The organism is Pseudomonas sp. P9_31 (genome assembly GCF_034008235.1).
In the GTDB taxonomy this organism is placed as follows: Bacteria; Pseudomonadota; Gammaproteobacteria; order Pseudomonadales; family Pseudomonadaceae; genus Aquipseudomonas.
In genome coordinates this window covers 38,280-61,365 of the sequence record NZ_CP125375.1, presented here as the reverse complement: position 1 = coordinate 61,365, position 23,086 = coordinate 38,280, and the positions used below count along the sequence as shown (strand labels likewise).

The 23,086-nt window shown below is 60.3% G+C and carries 21 protein-coding genes; 10 read left to right on the top strand and 11 right to left on the bottom strand.

The genetic code is table 11. The features are described 5' to 3' along the window. Positions 1 to 113: 113 nt before the first annotated feature. The 4 genes from QMK51_RS00280 to QMK51_RS00265 all read right to left on the bottom strand — a co-directional run bounded on the left by QMK51_RS00280 (position 114) and on the right by QMK51_RS00265 (position 5,582). Positions 114 to 1,493 carry a M16 family metallopeptidase gene (locus tag QMK51_RS00280; protein ID WP_320392825.1) on the bottom strand — a complete coding sequence of 460 codons (1,380 nt, stop codon included), beginning with the start codon at positions 1,491 to 1,493 and terminating at the stop codon, positions 114 to 116. A 56-nt stretch (positions 1,494 to 1,549) separates the two neighbouring features. After that, positions 1,550 to 3,208: a Na/Pi cotransporter family protein gene (locus tag QMK51_RS00275; RefSeq protein WP_320392824.1), complete on the bottom strand. Its 1,659-nt coding sequence runs from the start codon at positions 3,206 to 3,208 to the stop codon at positions 1,550 to 1,552. A gap of 213 nt (positions 3,209 to 3,421) precedes the next feature. Further along, positions 3,422 to 4,189 (bottom strand): TerC family protein, encoded by a 768-nt coding sequence (locus QMK51_RS00270; RefSeq protein ID WP_320392823.1) that lies wholly within the window; start codon positions 4,187 to 4,189, stop codon positions 3,422 to 3,424. Between the two features lie 85 nt (positions 4,190 to 4,274). After that, a complete protein-coding gene (locus QMK51_RS00265) occupies positions 4,275 to 5,582 on the bottom strand; it encodes a CitMHS family transporter (RefSeq protein WP_018927294.1) in 1,308 nt (435 codons plus the stop codon). Between the two features lie 318 nt (positions 5,583 to 5,900). Here QMK51_RS00265 and QMK51_RS00260 point away from each other — a divergent pair, with 318 nt between their 5' ends. Further along, on the top strand, positions 5,901 to 6,302 hold the full coding sequence (locus QMK51_RS00260) for a GFA family protein (RefSeq protein ID WP_320392822.1): 402 nt from the start codon (positions 5,901 to 5,903) through the stop codon (positions 6,300 to 6,302). On the opposite strand, the gene QMK51_RS00255 is transcribed toward QMK51_RS00260, so the two are convergent. Then, positions 6,303 to 6,629, bottom strand: coding sequence for a DOPA 4,5-dioxygenase family protein (locus QMK51_RS00255; protein ID WP_320392821.1), 327 nt, complete (start codon positions 6,627 to 6,629; stop codon positions 6,303 to 6,305). Between the two features lie 83 nt (positions 6,630 to 6,712). Between QMK51_RS00255 and QMK51_RS00250 the strand changes: the two genes are divergently transcribed. Next, on the top strand, positions 6,713 to 7,366 hold the full coding sequence (locus tag QMK51_RS00250; RefSeq protein WP_258698363.1) for an NAD(P)-dependent oxidoreductase: 654 nt from the start codon (positions 6,713 to 6,715) through the stop codon (positions 7,364 to 7,366). 67 nt (positions 7,367 to 7,433) lie between these two features. Here the strand turns inward: QMK51_RS00250 and QMK51_RS00245 are convergent, their stop codons facing one another. After that, a complete protein-coding gene (locus QMK51_RS00245; RefSeq protein WP_320392820.1) occupies positions 7,434 to 8,384 on the bottom strand; it encodes a choline sulfate utilization transcriptional regulator in 951 nt (316 codons plus the stop codon). A 114-nt stretch (positions 8,385 to 8,498) separates the two neighbouring features. Here QMK51_RS00245 and betC point away from each other — a divergent pair, with 114 nt between their 5' ends. The 3 genes from betC (at position 8,499) to QMK51_RS00230 (ending at position 12,671) form a co-directional block, all read left to right on the top strand. Further along, a complete protein-coding gene (betC, locus tag QMK51_RS00240) occupies positions 8,499 to 10,013 on the top strand; it encodes a choline-sulfatase (protein WP_320392819.1) in 1,515 nt (504 codons plus the stop codon). A gap of 16 nt (positions 10,014 to 10,029) precedes the next feature. Next, positions 10,030 to 10,962 carry a choline ABC transporter substrate-binding protein gene (choX, locus tag QMK51_RS00235; protein ID WP_320392818.1) on the top strand — a complete coding sequence of 311 codons (933 nt, stop codon included), beginning with the start codon at positions 10,030 to 10,032 and terminating at the stop codon, positions 10,960 to 10,962. 140 nt (positions 10,963 to 11,102) lie between these two features. Beyond that, positions 11,103 to 12,671, top strand: a complete 1,569-nt coding sequence (locus tag QMK51_RS00230) for a SulP family inorganic anion transporter (protein WP_320392817.1) — start codon at positions 11,103 to 11,105, stop codon at positions 12,669 to 12,671. 126 nt (positions 12,672 to 12,797) lie between these two features. On the opposite strand, the gene aroE is transcribed toward QMK51_RS00230, so the two are convergent. Both aroE and hemF read right to left on the bottom strand, forming a co-directional pair. Continuing rightward, complete coding sequence (gene aroE / locus QMK51_RS00225) at positions 12,798 to 13,619, bottom strand: shikimate dehydrogenase (protein WP_320392816.1); 822 nt, start codon at positions 13,617 to 13,619, stop codon at positions 12,798 to 12,800. A 13-nt stretch (positions 13,620 to 13,632) separates the two neighbouring features. Further along, the gene (gene hemF / locus QMK51_RS00220; protein WP_258698358.1) at positions 13,633 to 14,547 is read right to left on the bottom strand and encodes an oxygen-dependent coproporphyrinogen oxidase; all 915 of its coding nucleotides are present in this window, start codon (positions 14,545 to 14,547) and stop codon (positions 13,633 to 13,635) included. 180 nt (positions 14,548 to 14,727) lie between these two features. Here hemF and QMK51_RS00215 point away from each other — a divergent pair, with 180 nt between their 5' ends. Further along, complete coding sequence (locus tag QMK51_RS00215; RefSeq protein WP_320392815.1) at positions 14,728 to 15,705, top strand: NADPH:quinone reductase; 978 nt, start codon at positions 14,728 to 14,730, stop codon at positions 15,703 to 15,705. A gap of 117 nt (positions 15,706 to 15,822) precedes the next feature. Here QMK51_RS00215 and QMK51_RS00210 read toward each other — a convergent pair whose 3' ends face one another. The 3 genes from QMK51_RS00210 to QMK51_RS00200 all read right to left on the bottom strand — a co-directional run bounded on the left by QMK51_RS00210 (position 15,823) and on the right by QMK51_RS00200 (position 18,642). After that, complete coding sequence (locus tag QMK51_RS00210) at positions 15,823 to 16,380, bottom strand: L-threonylcarbamoyladenylate synthase (protein WP_223489481.1); 558 nt, start codon at positions 16,378 to 16,380, stop codon at positions 15,823 to 15,825. Positions 16,381 to 16,434: 54 nt separating this feature from the next. Beyond that, a complete protein-coding gene (gene dprA / locus QMK51_RS00205) occupies positions 16,435 to 17,535 on the bottom strand; it encodes a DNA-processing protein DprA (protein ID WP_320392814.1) in 1,101 nt (366 codons plus the stop codon). 81 nt (positions 17,536 to 17,616) lie between these two features. Further along, the gene (locus QMK51_RS00200; RefSeq protein ID WP_258698355.1) at positions 17,617 to 18,642 is read right to left on the bottom strand and encodes a LysM peptidoglycan-binding domain-containing protein; all 1,026 of its coding nucleotides are present in this window, start codon (positions 18,640 to 18,642) and stop codon (positions 17,617 to 17,619) included. Positions 18,643 to 18,811: 169 nt separating this feature from the next. Here QMK51_RS00200 and def point away from each other — a divergent pair, with 169 nt between their 5' ends. From def to trkA, 4 genes are all read left to right on the top strand, one after another. After that, a complete protein-coding gene (def, locus tag QMK51_RS00195; protein ID WP_258698354.1) occupies positions 18,812 to 19,318 on the top strand; it encodes a peptide deformylase in 507 nt (168 codons plus the stop codon). A gap of 70 nt (positions 19,319 to 19,388) precedes the next feature. Beyond that, positions 19,389 to 20,348, top strand: a complete 960-nt coding sequence (fmt, locus tag QMK51_RS00190; protein WP_320392813.1) for a methionyl-tRNA formyltransferase — start codon at positions 19,389 to 19,391, stop codon at positions 20,346 to 20,348. Continuing rightward, complete coding sequence (rsmB, locus tag QMK51_RS00185) at positions 20,345 to 21,655, top strand: 16S rRNA (cytosine(967)-C(5))-methyltransferase RsmB (protein ID WP_258698352.1); 1,311 nt, start codon at positions 20,345 to 20,347, stop codon at positions 21,653 to 21,655. The genes fmt and rsmB overlap by 4 nt, the downstream gene beginning before the upstream one ends. Positions 21,656 to 21,677: 22 nt before the next feature. Further along, positions 21,678 to 23,051, top strand: a complete 1,374-nt coding sequence (gene trkA, locus QMK51_RS00180) for a Trk system potassium transporter TrkA (protein WP_320392812.1) — start codon at positions 21,678 to 21,680, stop codon at positions 23,049 to 23,051. Positions 23,052 to 23,086: the final 35 nt, after the last annotated feature.

The window sequence follows — 23,086 nt, the reverse complement described above, 5'->3', positions numbered from 1 at the left end:
GGCTGCGCAGCAGTCGCAGTATCGGTTATATGCGGTGTGTCTGATAAACCGGGGTGCCGTTTTCAGGGCCGCTTCGCAGCCCAACGGGAGCAAGCTCCCTCGCCACAGGGAAATTATTGCTTTCTGCGGTGAACACGCCACCCCAATATTCCGAGCACCATCAATCCAAATCCCCCGGCGATCGCCCACATCACCTGGTCATAACTCATCAACGGCTTCTCGATCCGCAAATACCCCGGCTGCATCAGCAACTCACGCATCGCCTTGTTCGCCTCGGCCAGCGTCACTTCTTGCAGCGCCTTGGCCGGGTTGGTGAAATGGCCGTCCTCGTAGTCCCCAAGGGCGCTCCAGTAGTAATCCGCCAGGGCACTGTTGCCTTGCACGGCCCAGGCCTGACGGGCGATGGCGGCCTGCTTGAGGCGGGCGAAGGTGGTGGCGTCGAGACCGTTCTTGAGCAAGTCGGCTTTGAGCTCATCCAGCACCTGTTCAGCTGCCGGCACGTCGCCACGTTCAAGGTCGGCGTTCAGGCTCATGAAGCCCACTCCGCCAAACACCTCACGCTCGGCCGAGGGCCCATAGGACAACCCATGGACCAGACGCAGTTGGCGATAGAGCGCCCAGTCCAGATAATCCTTGAGCAAATCGAACGTTTCGTCGTGCTGGTCTTCCTGCACCGGCTCCGGCACCAGCCAGTGCAACTTGGCGCCGCCACCGACAAAACCGTGGTTCAGAGTGCGCTCGTGGGCCGCGCTGGCCTGGATTGCCGGCAAGGGCAGGTGATCGGCAGGCTCAACGGCTACGAGCGCGCCATACGCCCGCTCCAGATAGGCCGGCAGCAGGCGGTCGAGCTCGCCGACCACGATCAGGGTCATGTTATTGGGCGCGTACCAGGCCTTGCGCACCTTCTCCAGTTGCTTGCGGGTCAGGTGATCGACTTCGGCACGCTCGGGGCATTTGAGGCCCAGCTCCACCGCCAACTGATTGCTGGCGGTGTGGCCCAGGTCCTGGCGATCCAGCCAGCGTTGCAGGTGCGAATAATGGCCACCGTCTTCGCGCTCGACCACCTGCTTGGCGACGTTGATAGCGTTGTCGTCGATACGGGTCTGGGTCAGCAGCGCCAACAACAGATCGAGGGCCTGACGCTGGTTTTTCGCCGGTACTTCGATGACGAACGTGGTGTCGGCGTTGCTGGTGTAAGCGTTCCACTCACCACCCAGGGCCTGCATGCGCTCTTCCAGACCACCTTCGCCGGTGGCGTCGATGCCGCTGAACAGCAAGTGTTCGAGCAGGTGCGGCAGCTCCTTGTCGGCGCAGCTGAAATCATCCAGCCCGACACCGACCACCAGCCGAATCGCCACATGCCCGCGCTCGGTGCCCGGTTTGAGGACCAATTGCAGGCCGTTGGGCAGCGTATAGCCCTCGACCTGAAAGCGATCCAGGGCAAATGAAGGCAGGGCGCCGAGCAACAGACAAGCGAACAGCAGACAACGCATAACGAGTTTCCGTACGACCAGCGTAAGTACAACAGACTTCAAGTAACTGTGGACGTTCAGGGTGAATGAGTGATGTCAGCCATATCGTCGACCGCCAGAGCGCCAGTATCCGAAGTGCCCAACACCACATAGGCACTGCTGCAAAACAGCGAATTCAAGCGTCTCATGTCGGCGATCAGCTCCAGGTGCAGCGAACTGGTCTCGATACTTTGCACGACCTTACGTTGCAAACGGCTGACGTGAGCATGGGCCAGGCGGCGTTCCTGTGCACGAAAGCGACGTTTCTCACGCAGCAACTGGCGGGCACTTTCCGGGTCGGCACTGAGGAACACCGACAACCCCAGACGCAGGTTGGCAATCAGCTGGCTGTGCAGCCCCGCCAACTCCTCCAGACCGACCTCGGAAAAAGACCGGCGTTGCGAGGTTTTCTGTTGCTGAACCTTGCGCAGCATGCGTTCGATCAGGTCGCTGGCAAGTTTCAGGTTGATCGCCAGCTCGATGATTTCCGCCCAGCGCCGGCTGTCCTGTTCGCTGAGATCTTCCCGGGGCATTTGCGCCAGATAGAGTTTGATAGCGCTGTAGAGCGCTTCGACATCATCGGTCAGGCGCCGTATTTCCTGGGTGACGGCAGTCTGTTTGCCGCGCAGCACGGCGAGCATGGCTTCGAGCATGTTGTCGATCAGATCGCCGATGCGCAGGGTTTCCCGGGCAGCATTGGCCAGCGCCAGGCTGGGGGTCACCAACGCCGTCGGGTCAAGATGCCGTGGTTTGGCCGTGCCGTTGACGTCCGGCCGCTCCGGCAGCAACCACGCACAAAGCCTGGCCATCAGCCCGACACTGGGCAACAGGATCAGGCAGCGCACGGTGTTGTAGAGCAGGTGGAAGCCGATGACCATTTCCTGAGCGCTGAAGTCGAAACTGTCGATCCAGTGCACCAGCGGATCGAGCACTGGAATGATCAGCAACAGGCCGATCAGTTTGTACAACAGGCTGCCCAGCGCCACCTGACGGCCGGCCGCGTTCTGCATGCTGGTGCTGAGAAAAGCAAGAATGCCGCTGCCGATGTTGGCGCCGATCACCAGGCCAATGGCCACTGGCAAACTGATCACGCTGGCACCGGCGAGGGTCGCGGTCAGCAGGACGGCGGCCAGGCTGGAGTAGGAAATCATCGCGAACAGCGCGCCGACCAACGCATCGAGCAGGATGTCGCCGGTCAGTGAGGCAAAAATAACCTTCACGCCCTGAGCATGAGTGATCGGCGTGGCAGCCTCGACGATCAGTTGCAGCGCCAGAATGATCAGCCCCAGACCGATACTGACCCGGCCCATCTGCCCGACCCGGGTCTGCTTGCGCGACAGGAAGAAAATCACCCCGAGGAAGATCAGCAGCGGCGAGAGCCACGACAGATCGAGGGTCAATACCCGCGCCATCAGTGCGGTACCGACGTCGGCACCGAGCATGGTCGCCAGGGCCGGGGTCAACGCCATCAGGCCCTGACCGACAAACGAGGTGACGAGCATGGCGGTGGCGTTGCTGCTCTGGACCATGGCGGTCACCATGATCCCGGCGATAAACGCCAGCCAGCGCCTGGACATGTTCTGGGCAATCACATGGCGCAAGTTGGAACCATAAACCCGCAGGATGCCGGTTCGGACGATGTGCGTGCCCCAGATCAACAGGGCCACGGCCGATAACAAATTGAGCAGGGTGAGCATAAGGGCCCCCTGTGGTGGTAGCGCCCCAGTGGGGCAAGTTGACGGTGCCGCGCGTTTTTCTACGTTCTGTACTTAAGCTGTAGTTGGCTAACGGTCTGGACGCCAGCATCGCATAGCTAAAGAAGGGATTGAAACAAAACTGTCATGAAAACAGTTTGATGCAGACATGACAAAGGGGCCCGAAGGCCCCTTTGTCATCGCAGGGTGTTCGGGTTACTGACCCGGAACATCCTTGCGCAGTTTCACCGGCTCCTGCTGTTTGCGCTTTCTCGCCATCGCGGTGCGCATCTTGATGTTGATCGCTTCTACCGCCAGAGAGAACGCCATGGCAAAGTAGACGTAGCCTTTTGGCAAGTGCACGTCGAGCGATTCGGCAATCAGCACGGTACCGACCAACAGCAGGAACGACAGCGCCAGCATCTTCAGCGATGGGTGCTTGTCGATGAACTCGCTGATGGTGCCAGAAGCCCACATCATCACTAGCACAGCAACGATAATCGCCGCGACCATGACCGGTACGTGGGACACCATGCCCACCGCCGTGATCACCGAATCCAGCGAGAACACGATGTCGATGATCGCGATCTGGATGATGGTGTACAGGAAATTGCCGCCCTTGCCCGAAGGCTCGTCGCCGCCTTCGTCTTCACCTTCCAGCGCGTGGTACATCTCTTGCGAGCTCTTCCACAGCAAGAACAGACCACCGAAGAACAGGATCAGGTCACGCCCGGAAATACCCTGGCCAAACACTTCGAACAGGTCGGCGGTGAGGCGCATGACCCAGGTAATCGACAGCAGCAACAGGATCCGCGTGACCATGGCCAGCGCCAGGCCGAAAATCCGGGTGCGTGCCTGCATGTGCTTGGGCATGCGGCTGACCAGGATCGAAATCATGATGATGTTGTCGATGCCCAGAACGATCTCCAGGGCAGTCAGGGTGAAGAAGGCAACCCAGATTTCAGGGTTGGTCAGCCATTCCATGTGTATTCCTTTGAGGATGTGTTAAACCACGAAGGGCCCGGGCTTCAAACAGCAAAGCCTGGACCCTTCATGGTGAGTCTTGGGCTTATAGAGTGCTGAACAGCGGGAAAATCCCCATCAGCAAAGCAGCGACCAGTATGCACAGGCAAACCAGCACTGCCCACTTCAAGGTGAACCGCTGATGGTCACCGAATTCGATACCGGCCAGGGCCACCAACAGGTAGGTCGATGGTACCAGCGGGCTCAGCAAGTGGACGGGCTGACCGACGATCGAGGCACGTGCCATTTCCACCGCGGTAATACCGTAATGGCTGGCGGCTTCGGCAAGCACCGGTAATACGCCGTAATAAAAAGCATCGTTCGACATGAAGAACGTGAACGGCATGCTCACCAGCGCGGTGATCACGGCCAGGTATGGGCCGAGGAAATCCGGGATGACCGCCAGCAAGCTTTTCGACATGGCGTCGACCATGCCAGTGCCCGTCAGGATACCGGTGAAGATGCCCGCGGCAAAGATCAAACCGACCACCGCCAGCACGCTACCGGCGTGGGCCGCAACGCGATCCTTCTGCTGTTGCAGGCACGGATAGTTGACGATCATCGCGATACTGAACGCCACCATGAACAGTACCGGCAGCGGCAACAGGCCGGCGATCAAGGTGCCCATCAACGCCAGGGTCAGCGCGCCGTTGAACCAGATCAGCTTTGGACGACGGGCGTCCGGGAACTGCGAAACGCTGATTTCGCTGTGGTCGATTTCATCACCGACCAGATGCAGTTCACCCAGACGCGCACGCTCGCGTTTACCGTAGACGTAGGCAATCGCCAGAATCGCCACCACGCCAGCCAGCATCGCCGGAATCATCGGCACGAAGATCGCGGACGGGTCCACATGCAGCGCACTGGCCGCACGAGCGGTCGGGCCACCCCATGGCGTCATGTTCATCACACCACCGGCGAGGATGATCAGGCCGGCCATGATCCGCGGGCTCATGCCGATACGGCTGTAGAGCGGCAGCATGGCGGCCACGCAGATCATGTAAGTGGTGGCACCATCACCGTCCATGGACACGATCAGCGCCAGTACGGCGGTACCGACCGAAACCTTCAGCGGGTCGCCCTTGACCAGTTTGAGGATCTTGCGCACGGCCGGGTCGAACAGGCCGGAGTCGATCATCAGGGCGAAGTAGAGAATGGCGAACATCAGCATCACACCGGTCGGCGCGAGCTTGGTGATGCCTTCGAGCATCATCGGGCCGATCTTCGGCGAGAAACCGCCGAACAGGGCGAAGATGATCGGGATGATGATCAGAGCGATCAGCGCGGACAGGCGCTTGGTCATGATCAGGAACATGAACGTGATGACCATGGCAAAGCCAAGGAAAGTCAGCATAGGAATACTCCAGGCGTAGCGCGGCTAGTAAATGGGCGAACCGGATGGTCAGCGCAGAACGGGAAGCACGAGACGTACGGGCGGAGTTGCAGCGAAAAGGCGGATAGGAGTGGACATCAGAATCACCATTGTTGTTGTTAAATGGGCCAGGCGGGCGATAAAACACTCGCATTGGCCAACCGGTCTGTTGCCGGCAGTGGGGCGATCCTAATAGGGGAAGCTTTCAGCCAGCTTTCGCGGATGAAAGCATTGACCGAATGTGCAACCGCTCGTCGGCCGAGTTTAGAGCCCGTAAACACGGGGTCAGGAGGAAAAAACATGGGCGAACTTCACACCGGCGGTTGCCACTGCGGACAAATTAGCTATCAATTCAGCGGACCGTTGCAGGATATCGCTCACTGCCATTGCTCGATTTGCCGGCGGGTCAGCGGCGGGATCGTGACCACCTGGATCACCGTCCCCGCCTCAGTATTTGCCTGGGTGGCAGGTACGCCATCCCGATATGACTCATCATCCACTTGCACGCGGTATTTCTGCCCCAACTGCGGGGCGCAACTGGCGCTGACGACAAAGCTCAGTCCCGAGAGCATCGACGTGACCATCGCCACCCTCGACCATCCCGAGCAGGCGCCGGCCGAGCGGCATATCTGGACCGACAGTCGTTTGCCCTGGCTGCATCTGGACGAACATTTGCCCGGCGAGGCCGAGGAACAACTCTGATCAGAACACAGACAGATTCAGCGGCCGGATCGCGCCCATCCAGATCGCATGCTCGGTGTGGTCGAGCAGATCGTCGCCTGTGTTCGGATGCAGGAATACCACCAACCCCTTGCGGTTAAGCGCCAGCCACGGCAACACCTCGCCAATGTATTGCGGCTCAAAAGACAATTGGCAACTCCAGTCCGGATGGGGACCGACCGGGCGCTCGTGCACGCGACCCATCTTCAGTGGAAACAATTGCTCTGCCTGCTCACACAAGGCCCGTGCCTGCGGGAGGGTGCTGGCGTCGAAATAGACATGGGCGTGGTAGCCCTTGATCTGTTGCATCTGAAACCCCTTTTAACCTGGTCGAACCCACACCGCTCTCCGCAGGTCACACGTTATATAGGCAGGAAGTTCGGAGCACAGCCATGAAAAATGCCGAAACCCCGGTAGTGAAGGTAGTGCTTTATGGTGCCATGAGTAGCCTGGGCAGTGCGCTGATGGCTGAGATGCTGCGGCGCCAGCATGAAGTGATCGCGATTCTCGATGACCTGACGGCACTCGCGCCACGCCCGGGATTGCGCACCAAGTCCGGCGACCTGTTCGATGCCAAGCGGGTCAAGCAGAGCGTGGCCGGCTGTTCGGCGGTGATCTGCCTGCTCGATGCGCCAGGGTTGCCGATGAACAGTGAACATATCGAAAAAACCATTGTGCCCGGCCCGGTCGAGCAGGTGCTGGCGGTGGATGCACTGATCGACGGCATGCAGGCCGCGGGCATTACCCGGCTGTTTCTGGTGGGTGATTTCCAGGTGCTGGACGATCCGGAGATAGAAGACCCATTGCAACGCCACGCCGCCGAAGAAATCCGTGAGGCCCTGCAAAGCAGCCCATTGCACTGGACCCTGGTGAATGCACCACGCGGTGCACCCGGGCTGACCCTTGAGCATTTCAGTCACGTCAGCACCGGCCTGGCCGAACCGCTGGAACAATTGAACCGCGTTGCCGTCGGGATTGCCGATGAGTTATGGCTTAACTTGCATGTCGGTCAGCATGTGAGTTTTGTTGCGACTTCGCAATCGTAAAAAGATCGCAGCCTGCGGCAGCTCCTACGCGCCTGTGGGCGCTGCCGAAGGCTGCGATCTTTTCGCTTTATACCGCAATCGAAGGCAAAGGAAGGCCATTGAGCGATTGCGCGCTGCTGGCCTGTTCCGCCATCAACCAATCTACAAACAGCTGAATCAACGCCCCACGCCGTTTGCGCTGGGGCAGAACCACGTAATAGCCCAGCCGGGAAATCACCGTGTCGGCAATCGGGCGACACAACAGACCTTGCGCCAACAAGTTATCCACAAGGTGCCGCCATCCGATCGCAACGCCTTGGCCGCCAATCGCCGCCTGAATCAGCAGGGTGTAGTTGTCGAAGCGCAGTTGCCCCGGCACTGGGGCCGAGGTGATTCCCAACTCGCGAAACACGCCGCTCCAGTCAAACCAGTTGCTGCTGTGTTCGCCTCGCAGGTGCAGCAGCGGAAACTCCAGCAATGCCCGAGCCGGCAAGGGCAGGGGACGGTCCTTCAATAGCAGCGGGCTGCACACCGGGAACACTTCTTCGCTGAACAACCAGTGGCTTTCGCCCTGCTTGAACCGGCCATCGCCGAATAGCACGGCTACATCGATATCAGTGCGCAGCATGTTGTGACTGCGTTCGCTGGTGACCAGGCTGACGTCCACTTGGGGATTGGCGGCATGGAAGCGGTGCAGGCGCGGCATCAGCCAGTAGGCGGCGAAGGCGAAGTCGGTGGCCACCTGCAACACTTCGTGTTGTTGCTGTGCACTGATCGCGTTCAATCCTGCATCGATATTCTGCAAACCGAGCTGAACCTGCTCGAAAAGAATCGTCCCGGCCTCGGTCAGTTCGATACCGCGATAGATGCGATCGAACAACCGTGTCGCGAGCTGTTCTTCCAATCGTTTGATCTGCTGACTGATGGCCGGTTGCGTGGTGCCAAGCTCCACTGCGGCGGCGGTGAAGCTGCGTTGCCGGGCCGCGGCTTCGAAGGCGCGAAGCAGGTCCAGGGACAAATCACCGAGGGCGTCATACATAAGCTGTGCTTATCCTAGTCATTGCCTGGCATGGGCTTTACCACAAGAATTATGGACTCCATGCTCGATCACAGCACTCTCGCATAAATATCCACTATGGAATGCCGTGATCACATGAAGCGCAAAAATATTCTTTTCATCATGGCCGATCAAATGGCCGCGCCAATGTTGCCGTTCTACGGCCCTTCGCCCATCAAACTGCCGAATCTCAGCCGCCTCGCCGCCGAAGGCGTGGTGTTCGACGCCGCGTACTGCAACAGCCCGCTCTGCGCGCCGTCACGTTTCACCCTGGTCAGCGGTCAGTTGCCGAGCAAGATCGGCGCCTACGACAACGCGGCCGATTTCCCCGCCGATGTTCCGACCTATGCCCATTACCTGCGGCGCCTCGGTTATCGCACCGCGCTGTCAGGCAAGATGCATTTCTGCGGCCCGGACCAGTTGCACGGCTATGAAGAACGCCTGACCAGCGACATCTACCCGGCCGACTACGGTTGGGCCGTGAACTGGGACGAGCCGGACATGCGGCCGACCTGGTACCACAACATGTCGTCGGTCCTGCAAGCCGGGCCCTGCGTGCGCACCAATCAACTGGATTTCGACGAAGAGGTGGTGTTCAAGGCCCAGCAATACCTGTTCGATCACATCCGCGAGGATGGCGATCAGCCGTTCTGCCTGACCGTGTCGATGACTCACCCACACGATCCGTACACGATTCCCAAAACATTCTGGGATATGTACGACGACGCCGACATCCCTTTGCCCGAAACACCCGCACAGGATGAACTCGACCCTCACTCCCAGCGCTTGCTCAAAGTCTATGACCTGTGGGACAAGCCGCTGCCTGTGGATAAGATTCGCGATGCGCGCCGGGCCTATTTCGGTGCGTGCAGCTATATCGACAGCAACGTCGGCAAACTTCTGCAAACACTCGAGGAAACCGGGCTGATCGGCGACACCATCATCGTATTCTCCGGTGACCACGGCGACATGCTCGGCGAGCGCGGCCTCTGGTACAAAATGCACTGGTACGAAATGGCTGCCCGTGTACCGCTGCTAATCAGTGCACCAGGGCAATTTGGGGCTGGCCGGGTCAGCGCGGCGGTGTCCACCGCCGACCTGCTGCCGACCTTTGTGGAATTGGCCGGCGGCTCACTGGAGCCGGGGCTGCCGCTGGACGGTCGCTCGCTGGTTTCGCACCTGCAAGGGCAGGGCGGTCACGATGAAGTTCTCGGTGAGTACATGGCCGAAGGCACCATCAGCCCATTGATGATGATTCGCCGTGGCGCCTACAAATTCATCTACAGCGAAGACGACCCTTGCCTACTCTTCGACGTACATAACGACCCGCGTGAAAAAGAAGAACTCAGCCATTCGCCGCAATATCGGCAGCTTTTCGATGATTTTCTCGCCGAAGCGCGGGCCAAATGGGATATCCAGGCAATCCACCAACAGGTGCTCGCCAGTCAGCGACGCCGGCGTTTCGTCGCCGACGCCCTGACCATCGGCAAGCTGAAGAGCTGGGATCACCAGCCACTGGTGGACGCCAGCCAGCAGTACATGCGCAACCACATCGACCTCGACGATCTGGAACGTAAAGCACGTTATCCACAACCCTGCCAAAACCAATAATGTTAAGGGGAAGTCCATGCAAAGGTTATCCACAGTACTGACGGTCGGGCTTCTGGCTCTGGGCAGTGCCTCGGCCTATGCCGAGCAAAGCTGCGAGACGGTGAAAATGGCCGACCCTGGCTGGAGCGACATCGCTGCAACCAATGCCATCACCGGGTTTCTGCTGGACGGCATGGGCTACAAAGCCAAGGTCGACACGCTGGCGGTGCCAATCACCTTTGGCGGTCTGAAGGATGGCCAGGTGGACGTGTTCCTGGGTAACTGGATGCCGGCGCAACAAGGCTTCTACGACAAGTTCGTGGCCAACGGCGACGTGACTCAACTGGCGAAGAACCTCGACGGCACCGAGTTCACGCTGGCGGTCCCGGATTACGTTTGGGACGCGGGTGTGCATAACTTTAACGACTTGAACAAGTACGCCGAGCTACACCCAAAAGAAGTCGACAAGAAGATCTATGGCATCGGCTCCGGCGCCCCGGCGAACATTTCGCTGCAAGAGATCATCAAGAAGAACGACTTCGATATGGGTCAATGGAAGCTGGTCGAATCCAGCGAGCAGGCGATGCTGGCCGAAGTGTCCCGCGCGGTGAAGAAACAGAAGTTCGTGACCTTCCTCGGCTGGACACCGCATCCGATGAACGTGCAGCTGAAAATGCATTATCTGAAGGGCGGCGAGAAATACTTTGGTGACACAGGCAGCGTTTATACACTGACCCGCAAAGGTTATGCACAGGCCTGCCCGAACGTCGGCAAGTTGCTCACCAACCTGAGTTTTACCCAGGAAATGGAGAACAGCATCATGGCCGAGGTGGTGAACAAGAAGGTCAGCAATGCCGAGGCGGCCAAGGCATGGATCAAGGCCAATCCGGCGGTGCTGGCTAAGTGGCTGGACGGGGTGAAGACGGTGGACGGGAAGGATGCGTTGCCGGCCGTGAAAGCCAAGCTCTAAACCCTGTGGGAGCGAGCCTGCTCGCGATGAGGCCCTGTCAGTCACATTAATGTTGAATGACACGCCGCTATCGCGAGCAGGCTCGCTCCCACAGGCGTCGGTCCTGATACCCTTGCGTAAAACCCTGCCCGAGAGGACCCATGGCCTTCCCCAGCCGCCATTCACTCTTTCCCTTCCTGACCTGGTTGCCCCGGCAAACCCGCGCCAGCGTCGGACGTGACCTGATCGTGGGCCTGAGCGGCGCGATTCTCGCGCTGCCACAATCGATTGCCTACGCCCTGATCGCCGGTCTCCCACCGGAATACGGTTTGTATGCGGCAATCATTCCGGTGCTGATCGCTTGCCTCTGGGGTTCGTCGTGGCATTTGATCTGCGGCCCTACGGCGGCCATTTCCATCGTCCTGTACGCCAGCGTCAGTCCTCTGGCCGTTCCCGCGTCGCAGGACTATGTCACGCTGATCCTGCTTCTGACCCTCCTTGCGGGCATTTTCCAGTGGTTACTGGGTTTGCTGCGTTTCGGCGCCTTGGTGAATTTCGTCTCTCACTCGGTGGTGCTGGGCTTCACCCTCGGCGCGGCGGTGGTGATTGCCATTGGGCAACTGCCAAACCTGCTGGGGCTGGATGTGCCCAACCAGGCTACGGCGCTGAACAGTTTGATGATGTTGTTCAATCATCTCAGCGAGGTGGATAAGCCTTCGCTACTGCTGGGCCTGGCAACCGTAGTGATAGGCGTCGCGCTGAAACTGCTATTGCCACGCTGGCCGACGCTGTTGATCGCTCTGGCCCTGAGCGGATTGCTGGTATGGCTGTGGCCAGCGATGTTCGGTCATGTGAAGTTGGTCAGCGCATTTGTCGGGCGGCTACCGCCCTTCAGCCCGCTGCCGCTGGATCTGGACCTGGTGTTGCGCCTGCTGCCCAGCGCGGTGGCGGTCGGCATGCTCGGGCTGGTAACGAGCCTGTCGATTGCCCGCTCCTTGTCGGCGCGTTCTCAGCAGCTGCTCGACGCCAATCAGGAAGTCCGGGCCCAGGGTTTCTCGAACATGGTCGGGGCGTTTTTTTCCGGTTCGCTGTCAGCCGGTTCCTTCACCCGCTCAGGCCTGAGCTACGACGCCGGTGCCTGTTCACCGCTGGCGGGCGTTTTTTCGGCGTTGTGGGTGGCACTGTTCGCTATCTTCGGTGCAGTGTTGATCGCCCACATTCCGATCCCGGCCATGGCCGGCAGTATTTTGTTGATCGCCTGGGGACTGGTGGACCATCGCGGCATTCGCGCCTTGTTGCGGGTCAGCCGTGCCGAGTTTTTGGTCATGGCCCTGACCTGTGTCGCCACGCTGTTGCTGGAGTTGCAAACGGCGATCTACGCCGGGGTGCTCGCCTCGCTGTTCTTCTACCTCAAACGCACCTCGCAGCCACGGGTACAACACTGGCGTGAGGGCGACGAAGACATTCTGAGAGTCGGCGGTTCGATCTTTTTCGGCGCCAGCCATTACCTGCAAGTGCGTTTGCAACGGATGCACGGCGCGCGGGTAGTGATCGAGGCGCAGCAGATCAACTTCATCGATTATTCAGGGGTGGAAATGCTGCATCAAGAGGCGCGACGGCTGCTGCGCCAGAATCGCAGCCTGACCCTGCGACGGGCACGACCGCAGGTGGTGGAGGAATTGAGGAAGCTCGAAGGCGCGGAGAAATGCCCGATTCGGTTCGAAGATTGAAACACCGGCGTTGAGGCAACGGCATAACCTGTGGCGAGGGAGCTTGCTCCCGCTGGGTTGCGAAGCAGCCCTAAAATCTGCGGGCGCTTCGCACCCGAGCGGGAGCAAGCTCCCTCGCCACAAAAGCTAGAGCGCGAGCTGGCGGCGGAGTTCGGCCAGCACTGGCGCTGTGTCCGGGCGCACACCGCGCCACAGATAGAAAGCTTCTGCCGCCTGCTCGGCCAACATGCCCAAGCCATCCATCGCCACCGCCGCGCCGTGCTCGCTTGCCCAGCGGCAGAACGAGGTCGGGTCTTTGCCGTACATCATGTCGTAGCAAACCGTCTTGCCCGGTTCGATCAAACTGCTGGCAATCGGCGGTACATCGCCTGACAGACTGGCGGACGTGGCGTTGATAATCAGGTCCACCGGTTCCTGCAGCCAATCGAAACCACTGGCCGACACCGGCCCCAGGTCAGCGAACAACTCCGCCAGCAATTCGGCTTTTTCCACCGTACGGTTGGCGATGATCACTGACGCCGGTTGCTCTGCCAGCAATGGCTCCAGCGCACCGCGCACCGCACCGCCGGCCCCGAGCAGCAGGATGCGTTTTCCCGCAAGGCTGAATCCGGCGTTGACCGTCAGGTCCCGCACCAGACCGGCGCCATCGGTGTTGTCACCCAGCAGACTGCCATCGGCCAGCTTGCTCAGGGTATTCACCGCGCCGGCTCGCTGCGCCCGCTTGGTCAAACTGTTCGCCAAACGATAGGCGTCTTCCTTGAACGGCACCGTCACATTCGCCCCACGCCCTTCGCGGAAAAATGCCTGGGCACAGCCGGAAAAATCATCCAGGGGCGCCAGCAAAGTGCTGTAGTCCAGTTTTTGCCCCGTCTGCTCGGCGAACAAACGGTGGATCAGTGGCGACTTGCTGTGGCCAATCGGGTTACCGAATACGACGTAACGGTCCATCAGAATTCCTCGTTCAGGCCTTGGCCAACCAATCGCGGTCTTGCAGGAAGTACTCGGTCAGGCGCGCTTCTTCACTGCCCGGCTCGGCCTTCCAGTCGTAGGCCCAGCGCACCTGCGGTGGCAGCGACATCAGGATCGATTCTGTACGCCCGCCCGATTGCAGGCCGAACAGCGTGCCACGGTCGTAGACCAGGTTGAACTCAACGTAACGGCCACGGCGAAATTCCTGGAATTCACGCTGTTTGGCGGTGAACGCATCGTTTTTGCGGCGTTGCACGATCGGTAGGTACGCGTCGATGAACGCATCGCCAATGGCACGCATGAAGGCGAAGCTGGTGTCGAAATCCCACTCGTTCAAGTCATCGAAAAACAGGCCACCGATGCCCCGTGGCTCGTGGCGATGCTTGATGTGGAAATAGCTGTCGCACCAGGCCTTGTAGCGTGGGTAGACGTCCGGGCCGAACGGCGCGCAGGCCTGTTCGGCGACGCGGTGCCAGTGCACGCAGTCTTCTTCATTGCCGTAATAAGGGGTCAGGTCAAAGCCGCCACCGAACCACCAGACCGGCTCTTCACCTTCTTTTTCGGCGATGAAAAAACGCACATTGGCGTGGGACGTCGGTACATGCGGGTTGTGCGGGTGAATCACCAAAGACACGCCCAAGGCTTCGAAGCCTCGGCCGGCCAGTTCTGGCCGATGAGCACTGGCGGAGGGTGGGAGACCGCTACCAAAGACGTGGGAGAAGTTGACGCCGCCCTTTTCGATGACCGCGCCGTTTTCGATCACCCGGGTGCGACCGCCACCACCGGCAGGGCGGGTCCAGGCGTCTTCGACGAAGTCCGCGCCGCCGTCTTCAGCTTCCAGGGCAGCGCAAATGCGGTCTTGCAGGTCGAGCAGGTAGGCTTTTACGGCCTCGGTGCGGGTCGTCATGTCATCACCTTGAATCGGGCAAAGCTACGCGGCGCTCCATCGGAGCGGGGGGCCGGCGCAAATGGGCCCGTAGCATAACATCGCAGGCGAGCGTGCCGCAGTTGACGAAGGTCAAGCTTGGGAGTTCGATAGGGCGCTTGACGCTACAACTCTAGAAGCCAAGACCTAAGGAGAGTGCAAATGGCAAAGCGTATCCAGTTCCGCGCCCATGGCGGCCCCGAAGTGCTCGAATACGTGGACTACCAACCCGCCGAGCCCGGCCCGCAACAGGTACGCGTGACCAACAAGGCCATCGGCTTGAACTTCATCGACACCTATTACCGCAGTGGCCTGTATGCGCCGCCAGCCCTGCCATCGGGCCTGGGCGCAGAGGGTGCGGGCGTAGTCGAAGCGGTCGGTAGCGAAGTCACCCGCTTCAAGGTTGGTGATCGCGTGGCCTACGGCAGCGGCCCGTTGGGCGCCTACAGCGATGTTCATGTATTGCCGCAAGACAACCTGGTGCACTTGCCGGACGCCATCAGCTTCGAACAGGCCGCCGGCGTGATGCTCAAGGGCCTGACCGTGCAGTATCTGCTGCGTCAAACGTATGAACTCAAGGGTGGCGAAACCATCCTGTTCCACGCAGCAGCCGGAGGCGTCGGTTCCCTGGCCTGCCAATGGGCCAAGGCCTTGGGTGTGAAGGTGATCGGCACGGTCAGCTCAGCGGAGAAAGCCGCCCTGGCGAAAGCCAATGGTGCCTGGGCGACCATCGATTACAGCCATGAAAACGTCGCACAACGGGTGCTGGAATTGACTGACGGTAAAAAAGTCCCGGTGGTGTACGACGGTGTAGGCAAAGATACCTGGCTGACGTCGCTCGACAGCGTCGCGCCTCGGGGGCTGGTGGTGAGTTTTGGCAATGCTTCAGGCGCAGTCGATGGCGTGAATCTGGGGATTCTCGCGGCGAAGGGCTCGCTGTACGTGACCCGGCCGACCCTGGCGACCTACGCCAACAACGCGCAAAACCTGCAACGCATGGCCGATGCGCTGTTCGAGATGATCATCAGCGGCAAGCTGAAGGTGGACATCAGTCAGCGCTATCCATTGGCTGAAGCGGCGAAAGCGCAGACCGAATTGTCAGCGCGGCGCACCACGGGCTCGACCGTTTTGTTGCCTTGACGGACGCCTTCGCGAGCAGGGCTCGCTCCCACAGTGGATCTTTGTTGAACACAAGATCCATGTCCAGTGGAGACCTAATGTGGGAGCGAGCCTGCTCGCGATTGGCAGCGCTGCGGTCTAATCCGGGCGCACCACGTGGCCGGTCGCCAGATCGCGAATCACGCTCGGATTCTTGCGCCCACCCAGATTGCCACCCAACACCCAATCAACCTGCCCACGGAAATACTGCTCCACGCGTATCCGCGTCCGCGCCGCCGGCCGCCCCTGAGGGTTAGCCGAGGTCGACACCAGCGGCCCGACCAGCGCACACAAATCCCGCACCAATGGGTGATCGCTAACCCGCAACGCTACCGTTTCATGCACACCGGTAATCCACTGGGGCAACAGATTCTGATGGGGCACCAGCCAGGTGTTGGGACCCGGCCAGGTGCTGGCCATGCGGTCCATCCACAATTCCGGGAAGTCTTCGAAGAGAAAATCGAACTGACGAATGTTGTCGGCCACCAGAATCAGGCCTTTATCCACAGACCGTCCCTTGATCAGCAGCAAACGATCCACCGCCTCTTCATCCCACGGGTCGCAACCCAAGCCCCAGACAGCTTCGGTTGGGTAGGCAATGACCGCCCCGGCGCGAATTTCTCGTGCGGCTTGTTGCACACGCCAACTGTTAACCATGAAAGACTCTCCGGAATAAGGCTCTGCGCAGTTTACCGATCTTCCATGTAAAACCTAGTTTACCCGCGCAAACCATCGACCGCTTTCGCAGACCGCACGGCCATCCATTTCCAGTTCAGTCAGCGCGGCCAGCACTTTCGACAACGCCCAGCCACTGGTGATCGCCAAGGCTTCGCTGGTATGGGGCGCCGCGTGGAGCAACAGGAGCAGCGGATGGGTCACCGTCGGCGCTTCTGTGGATAACGGCAGCCGTTGCCAGCCGCGCAAGGCTTCGAGGATATGCTCGATGGTCTCCACCAGCACCGCACCATCGCGGATCAACTGATGACAACCCTTTGCGCCGGGGTGGTGGATCGACCCAGGAATCGCATACACCTCGCGCCCCTGTTCCGCCGCCAGCCTCGCCGTGATCAACGAACCGCTGGCAACGCTCGCCTCGACCACCAGTACCCCAAGGGACAAACCACTGATGATTCGATTGCGCCGGGGAAAATTGCTGGGGGAAGGGCCAGCGTCCAGCGGGAACTCTGAAAGTACCGCGCTTCCGGAAGCGATCATGGCGTCCGCCAGTCGACGATTGCGCTGTGGATAAAAATTTTCAAGCCCCGTGCCAAGCACACCGACCGTTTGTCCGCCAACGTCCAGAGCCGCCTGATGCGCGGCGGCATCGATGCCCAGGGCCAGACCGCTATTAATGACAAAACCGGCACCGGCCAGACTGCGGGAAAACGCGGCAGCAGTGTCCATGCCCGGTCGCGAAGCGCGACGACTGCCAACCATCGCCAATTGCGGTTTTTCCAGAATGCCAGGATCGCCTGCAACGAATAACAGCGGCGGCGCATCACTGATTTGCGCCAGCAGCGCAGGGTAGTCTGGTTGGTCCCACATCAGTAAATGCTGGCCCGGACGCGCTAACCAGGCCAATGCGTGACTGGCGCCATCACGGATTTCACTGGAGCGCCGAGCTTCTGCGCAGGCGAGGGGCAGGCCCAGTGCACGCCACGCGCTGGCCGGTGCGCTGATGGCTTTGGAGGCAGAACCAAAGGCCTCAAGCAACTTCTTGAAACGTGCCGGACCGAGTTCCGGCAAACGGTGCAGGCGTAAACGGGCTTCCAGTTCCGCAGGGGAAACCGGCATACAGGCAGACAGCGACATGGATCATCCTTGATCGTTATAAAGTCCCATCGAATCGGGAATAAGCTGTGGATAACTCTGTTGGTAACTTGTGGAGCAGGCTTAAGGATTTCGCACCTTGTCCATCACCGCCAAAGAACGCGATGCGTTAAGGACCAGTCCGTAGCTGAGCTTGTCGTAGGTGCGGAAAACCATCAGCAGACCCGCCCGCTCATCGGGGATTTTCAATGGTTGACCGGTAATCCGGTCACGCACGGTTTCACCGGTTTTCATTACCGCCAGCACATTGCCTTCGGCCAGGCCGTCGCGTTGTCCTTTGTTCAGCGTGACGACGTCCAACGCACCAATCTGGGTAACCCCGCGTGGCACATCGATGATCAAGCCGTCGATTTCGGTTGTTGGCGCACTGGGCATGAAGGTCGAATTGATCGAGCGTTCTTCGCCGCTGAACAGCCGGTCGCCAAGTCGCACTTCCTGGGTGGTACGTTGCAAGGCCAGGGTAGCGACATCGCCTTCAGTGGCAATGATCTCGCCACCGCCGATGTCGTCGGCGTTGATCCCCAGAAACTCCTTGCTCTGCGGGTCGGTGTAGACCTTGCCCTGGCGGAAGATGCCGTACACCGGTTGTGCCGGGTCGAAATGGCCGCGCGCGAATATTCGATCACCGGTGCCGCTGAGCACCCGTTCGGCATCGCCGGCAACGATGTACGGCGCCTTGTCGAAATCCTCGGCCTTGTCGACGATGCGATTGCTCAGCAGAAAGCTGTTGATCGATTTCAGCGGAATGCTCGGAATGGCATCGGCCATCGGCGAACTGCGAATGCGTGGCGAAAGCTTGATGGTGCCCCGGGAAGCGCCGCGATTGAGGGTCAGGCGTGGCTGACCGTTGACGTAGACCAGCGACAGCGTATCGCCGGGGTAGATGAGATTGGGGTTTTCGATCTGTGGATTGGCCTGCCAAAGCTGCGGCCACTGCCACGGCTCACGCAGGTATTTGCCGGAAATGTCCCAGAGTGTGTCCCCTGCCACCACGGTGTATTGCTGTGGGAAACCTTCCCTGAGTTGCACTTGCCCATGCGCAAAACCGGCCGAGGCCAGAAGGAGCAAGGCGAGTAGTGATTTCCTCATGCGGTGAATCCCTTTATTATGTACGTTCGCGTGAAACGTCAGAGCCCTCGTGGCTCGCTTCCAGCTCATTATTGAAAAGCCGGAAGCTACGTTCACAACGGTAGCCTGCATCCTCGGACTCGCCAGGCCATCGACCCGACTTTACCTCACACGTGCAGCAATTGAGCTTATGGCCATTTTAGACATCCTCGAATTCCCCGATTCGCGCCTGCGCACTATCGCCAAACCAGTGGCCGTAGTGGACGACGAAGTGCGTCAGTTGGTCGATGACATGTTTGAAACAATGTATGAAGCGCCAGGCATCGGCCTCGCCGCGACCCAGGTCAACGTGCACAAACGTATCGTCGTGATGGACCTCTCCGAAGACCGCAGCGAACCACGGGTGTTCATCAACCCCGAGTTCGAAACCCTGACCGACGAGATGGGCCAGTACCAGGAAGGCTGCCTTTCGGTGCCAGGCTTCTACGAAAACGTCGATCGCCCGCAAAAGGTCAAGATCAAGGCCCTGGACCGCGACGGTCAACCGTATGAATTGATCGCCGAAGACCTGCTCGCCGTGTGCATCCAGCATGAATGCGACCACCTCAACGGCAAATTGTTCGTCGATTACCTGTCCACGCTCAAACGCGACCGGATCAAGAAGAAACTGGAAAAGCTCCACCGCCAGAACGCTTGATGCCCTTCTTTCAAAGGCTTGCCGCGGCAAGCCTTTTTCTTTTCAAGATGCTTTGCAATTGAGAGCTTCCATGACTGAGCCACTGCGCATTGTCTTTGCCGGCACCCCTGAATTCGCCGCCGAACACCTCAAGGCCCTGCTCGACAGCCCTTATGAGATCGTTGCGGTCTACACCCAACCGGACCGTCCGGCAGGCCGTGGGCAGAAGCTGATGCCGAGCCCGGTCAAGCAATTGGCTCTGGAGCACAACATTCCGGTGTTGCAACCGCCGACCCTGCGAAACGAAGACGCTCAGGCTGAATTGGCCGCGCTGAAACCCGATTTGCTGGTGGTGGTCGCCTACGGCCTGATCCTGCCGCAAGTGGTGCTGGATATTCCGCGTCTGGGCTGCATCAACAGCCACGCATCCTTGCTGCCTCGCTGGCGCGGTGCGGCGCCGATCCAGCGCGCCGTTGAAGCGGGCGACAGTGAAAGTGGCGTGACCGTAATGCGTATGGAGCTGGGTCTGGATACCGGGCCGATGCTGCTCAAGGTGACCACGCCGATCAGCGCCGAAGACACCGGCGGCAGCCTCCATGATCGCCTCGCAGAAATGGGCCCGCCGGCCGTGATTCAGGCGATTGCCGGCCTGGCTGCGGGCACTCTGGAAGGCGAAGTGCAGGACGACAGCCTCGCCACTTATGCTCACAAATTGAACAAGGACGAAGCGCGCATCGACTGGAACCGTCCGGCGGTTGAGCTGGAGCGTCTGGTTCGCGCCTTCAATCCATGGCCGATCTGCCACAGCACGCTGAACGGCGAAGCGCTGAAAGTGCTGGCCGCAAGCCTGGCTGAAGGGAAGGGCGCCCCGGGTGAAATCCTCGGCGCCAGCAAGGACGGCTTGATCGTCGCCTGCGGTGAACAGGCGCTGTGCCTGACCCGTCTGCAATTGCCTGGCGGCAAGGCGCTGAACTTCAGCGACTTGTTCAACAGCCGTCGTGAGAAATTCGCCGTCGGCACCGTCCTCGGTCAAACGGCAGACGCTCAATGAACCCACGTCTGGCCGCCGCCAAGGCACTTGCTGCAGTTCTTAACGGAAAAGCCTCACTCAACAGTTCTCTGCCGACACAAATGGACAAGGTTGAAGACCGCGATCGCGGTTTCACCCAGGACCTGGCGTTCGGCACGGCTCGCTGGCAGCCGCGCTTGTCGGCGCTGGCGGCCAAATTGCTGCAAAAGCCATTCAAGGCAGCGGATGCCGATGTCGAGGCGCTGTTGCTGGTGGGGCTTTATCAACTGCTCTATACCCGCGTCCCGGCTCACGCCGCCATCGGCGAAACCGTCGGTTGCGCCGACAAACTGAAAAAACCGTGGGCCAAAGCCTTGCTCAACGCCGTGCTGCGCCGCGCCCAACGGGAAAGCGAGGCGCTGCTGGCGGAGCTGGAACACGACCCGGTGGTGCGCACCGCCCACCCGCGCTGGCTACAAAAATCCCTGAAGGCTTTCTGGCCGCAGCAGTGGGAAGCCATTTGTGCGGCGAACAATGCGCACCCGCCGATGATTCTGCGGGTCAACCGTCGCCATCACACTCGCGATGCCTACCTCGGCTTGTTGACTGAAGCGGGTATCGCTGCCGCGCCGTGCGTTTACAGTCGCGACGGCATCATCCTCGACACCGCCGCCGACGTGCGCAGCTTGCCGGGGTTCGCTGAAGGCTGGATCAGCGTGCAGGACGAAGCCGCGCAACTGGCCGCCGATCTGCTGGACCTGGCGCCGGGCCAACGGGTGCTGGACGCCTGCTGCGCACCGGGCGGCAAAACCTGCCACATCCTTGAGGCCGAGCCCAAACTGGCCGGCGTGGTGGCCGTGGATCTGGAAGCCAAGCGTCTGGTGCGGGTGCGGGAAAACCTCGCGCGCCTGGGCCTGAGCGCCGAACTGATCGCCGCCGACGGTCGCGACACCGCGACGTGGTGGGATGGCAAACCATTCCAGCGCATTCTGCTGGACGCGCCATGCTCGGCCACCGGGGTGATCCGCCGTCACCCAGACATCAAACTGACCCGCCAACCCGACGACATTGCCGCACTGGCGGTGCTTCAGGGTGAGCTGCTCGACGCCATGTGGATAACTCTGGAAGTGGGCGGCATTCTGCTTTACGCCACCTGCTCCACGCTGCCGACCGAAAACACCGAAGTCATCGAAGCGTTCCTCGCCCGCACGCCGGGCGCCCGTGAACTGGACCTCGCCACAGCGGCAGGCATCAAACAGCCCCATGGCCGCCAATTGCTGGCCCAGGAAGGCGGCCACGACGGGTTCTACTACGCCAAGTTGATCAAGATTGCCGCCGCGCGCGGTTAACCGGGTTTAAGGGAGTGACCGGATGAAAATCATCATCCTCGGCGCAGGGCAGGTCGGCGGTTCGCTGGCGGAACACTTGGCCAGCGAGGCCAACGACATCACCGTGGTCGACACCGACGGCGAACGCCTGCGCGACCTCGGCGATCGGCTGGACATCCGTACCGTACAGGGCCGTGGGTCGCTGCCGACCGTACTGCGTCAGGCCGGTGCCGACGACGCCGACATGTTGGTGGCCGTGACCAACAGTGACGAAACCAACATGGTCGCCTGTCAGGTCGCCCATACCCTGTTCCATACACCGACCAAGATCGCCCGGGTCCGCGAAGCCGCGTACCTGACCCGCGCCGAACTGTTCGATAACGAAGCGATTCCGGTCGACGTGCTGATCAGTCCGGAGCAAGTCGTCACCAACTACATCAAACGCCTGATCCAGCATCCGGGTGCGTTGCAGGTGATCGACTTCGCCGAAGGCAAGGCGCAACTGGTGGCGGTCAAGGCCTACTACGGCGGGCCATTGGTAGGTCAGCAACTGCGGCAGTTGCGCGAACACATGCCGAATGTCGAAACCCGTGTCGCGGCGATTTTCCGTCGTGACCGGCCGATCCTGCCCCAGGGCGATACGGTGATCGAAGCCGACGACGAAGTATTTTTCATCGCCGCCAAAGCGAACATTCGCGCAGTGATGAGCGAAATGCGCCGCCTCGATGAAAGCTACAAACGCATCGTCATCGCTGGCGGCGGGCAGATTGGCGAGCGTTTGGCCGAGGCCATCGAAAGCCGCTATCAGGTGAAGATCATCGAGATGAACCCGGCCCGCTGCCGCCATCTCTCGGACACCCTCGACAGCACCGTGGTGTTGCAGGGCAGTGCCTCCGACCGCGACTTGCTGATGGAAGAGAACATCGCCGACGCCGACATCTTCCTGGCGCTGACCAACGACGACGAAGCCAACATCATGTCGTCGCTGCTCGCCAAGCGTCTGGGCGCGAAGAAGGTGATGACGATCATCAACAACCCGGCCTACGTCGACCTGATCCAGGGCGGCGACATCGACATCGCCATCAGCCCGCAACTGGCGACCATCGGCACCTTGCTGGCTCACGTGCGGCGCGGTGATATCGTCAGCGTGCATTCATTGCGTCGAGGTGCGGCGGAAGCCATTGAGGCCATCGCTCACGGTGATGCGAAGTCGAGCAAGGTTATCGGCAGGGCCATCGAAAACATCGGCCTGCCGCCGGGCACCACCATCGGCGCGATTATCCGCGACGAAGAGGTGATCATCGCCCACGACGACACGGTGATCGAAGCCGGCGATCATGTGATTTTGTTCCTTGTGGATAAAAAGCATATTCGGGATGTGGAAAAGTTGTTCCATGTGGGATTGAGCTTTTTCTGATCCGGCATTTGCAGTGGCTGGACGGGCCTCTTCGC

Coding starts and splice junctions, on each gene's coding strand:
- QMK51_RS00280 (WP_320392825.1), bottom strand. CDS start 1,493: ATGCGTTGTCTGCTGTTCGCTTGTCTGTTGCTCGGCGCCCTGCCTTCA.
- QMK51_RS00275 (WP_320392824.1), bottom strand. CDS start 3,208: ATGCTCACCCTGCTCAATTTGTTATCGGCCGTGGCCCTGTTGATCTGG.
- QMK51_RS00270 (WP_320392823.1), bottom strand. CDS start 4,189: ATGGAATGGCTGACCAACCCTGAAATCTGGGTTGCCTTCTTCACCCTG.
- QMK51_RS00265 (WP_018927294.1), bottom strand. CDS start 5,582: ATGCTGACTTTCCTTGGCTTTGCCATGGTCATCACGTTCATGTTCCTG.
- QMK51_RS00260 (WP_320392822.1), top strand. CDS start 5,901: ATGGGCGAACTTCACACCGGCGGTTGCCACTGCGGACAAATTAGCTAT.
- QMK51_RS00255 (WP_320392821.1), bottom strand. CDS start 6,629: ATGCAACAGATCAAGGGCTACCACGCCCATGTCTATTTCGACGCCAGC.
- QMK51_RS00250 (WP_258698363.1), top strand. CDS start 6,713: ATGAAAAATGCCGAAACCCCGGTAGTGAAGGTAGTGCTTTATGGTGCC.
- QMK51_RS00245 (WP_320392820.1), bottom strand. CDS start 8,384: ATGTATGACGCCCTCGGTGATTTGTCCCTGGACCTGCTTCGCGCCTTC.
- betC (WP_320392819.1), top strand. CDS start 8,499: ATGAAGCGCAAAAATATTCTTTTCATCATGGCCGATCAAATGGCCGCG.
- choX (WP_320392818.1), top strand. CDS start 10,030: ATGCAAAGGTTATCCACAGTACTGACGGTCGGGCTTCTGGCTCTGGGC.
- QMK51_RS00230 (WP_320392817.1), top strand. CDS start 11,103: ATGGCCTTCCCCAGCCGCCATTCACTCTTTCCCTTCCTGACCTGGTTG.
- aroE (WP_320392816.1), bottom strand. CDS start 13,619: ATGGACCGTTACGTCGTATTCGGTAACCCGATTGGCCACAGCAAGTCG.
- hemF (WP_258698358.1), bottom strand. CDS start 14,547: ATGACGACCCGCACCGAGGCCGTAAAAGCCTACCTGCTCGACCTGCAA.
- QMK51_RS00215 (WP_320392815.1), top strand. CDS start 14,728: ATGGCAAAGCGTATCCAGTTCCGCGCCCATGGCGGCCCCGAAGTGCTC.
- QMK51_RS00210 (WP_223489481.1), bottom strand. CDS start 16,380: ATGGTTAACAGTTGGCGTGTGCAACAAGCCGCACGAGAAATTCGCGCC.
- dprA (WP_320392814.1), bottom strand. CDS start 17,535: ATGTCGCTGTCTGCCTGTATGCCGGTTTCCCCTGCGGAACTGGAAGCC.
- QMK51_RS00200 (WP_258698355.1), bottom strand. CDS start 18,642: ATGAGGAAATCACTACTCGCCTTGCTCCTTCTGGCCTCGGCCGGTTTT.
- def (WP_258698354.1), top strand. CDS start 18,812: ATGGCCATTTTAGACATCCTCGAATTCCCCGATTCGCGCCTGCGCACT.
- fmt (WP_320392813.1), top strand. CDS start 19,389: ATGACTGAGCCACTGCGCATTGTCTTTGCCGGCACCCCTGAATTCGCC.
- rsmB (WP_258698352.1), top strand. CDS start 20,345: ATGAACCCACGTCTGGCCGCCGCCAAGGCACTTGCTGCAGTTCTTAAC.
- trkA (WP_320392812.1), top strand. CDS start 21,678: ATGAAAATCATCATCCTCGGCGCAGGGCAGGTCGGCGGTTCGCTGGCG.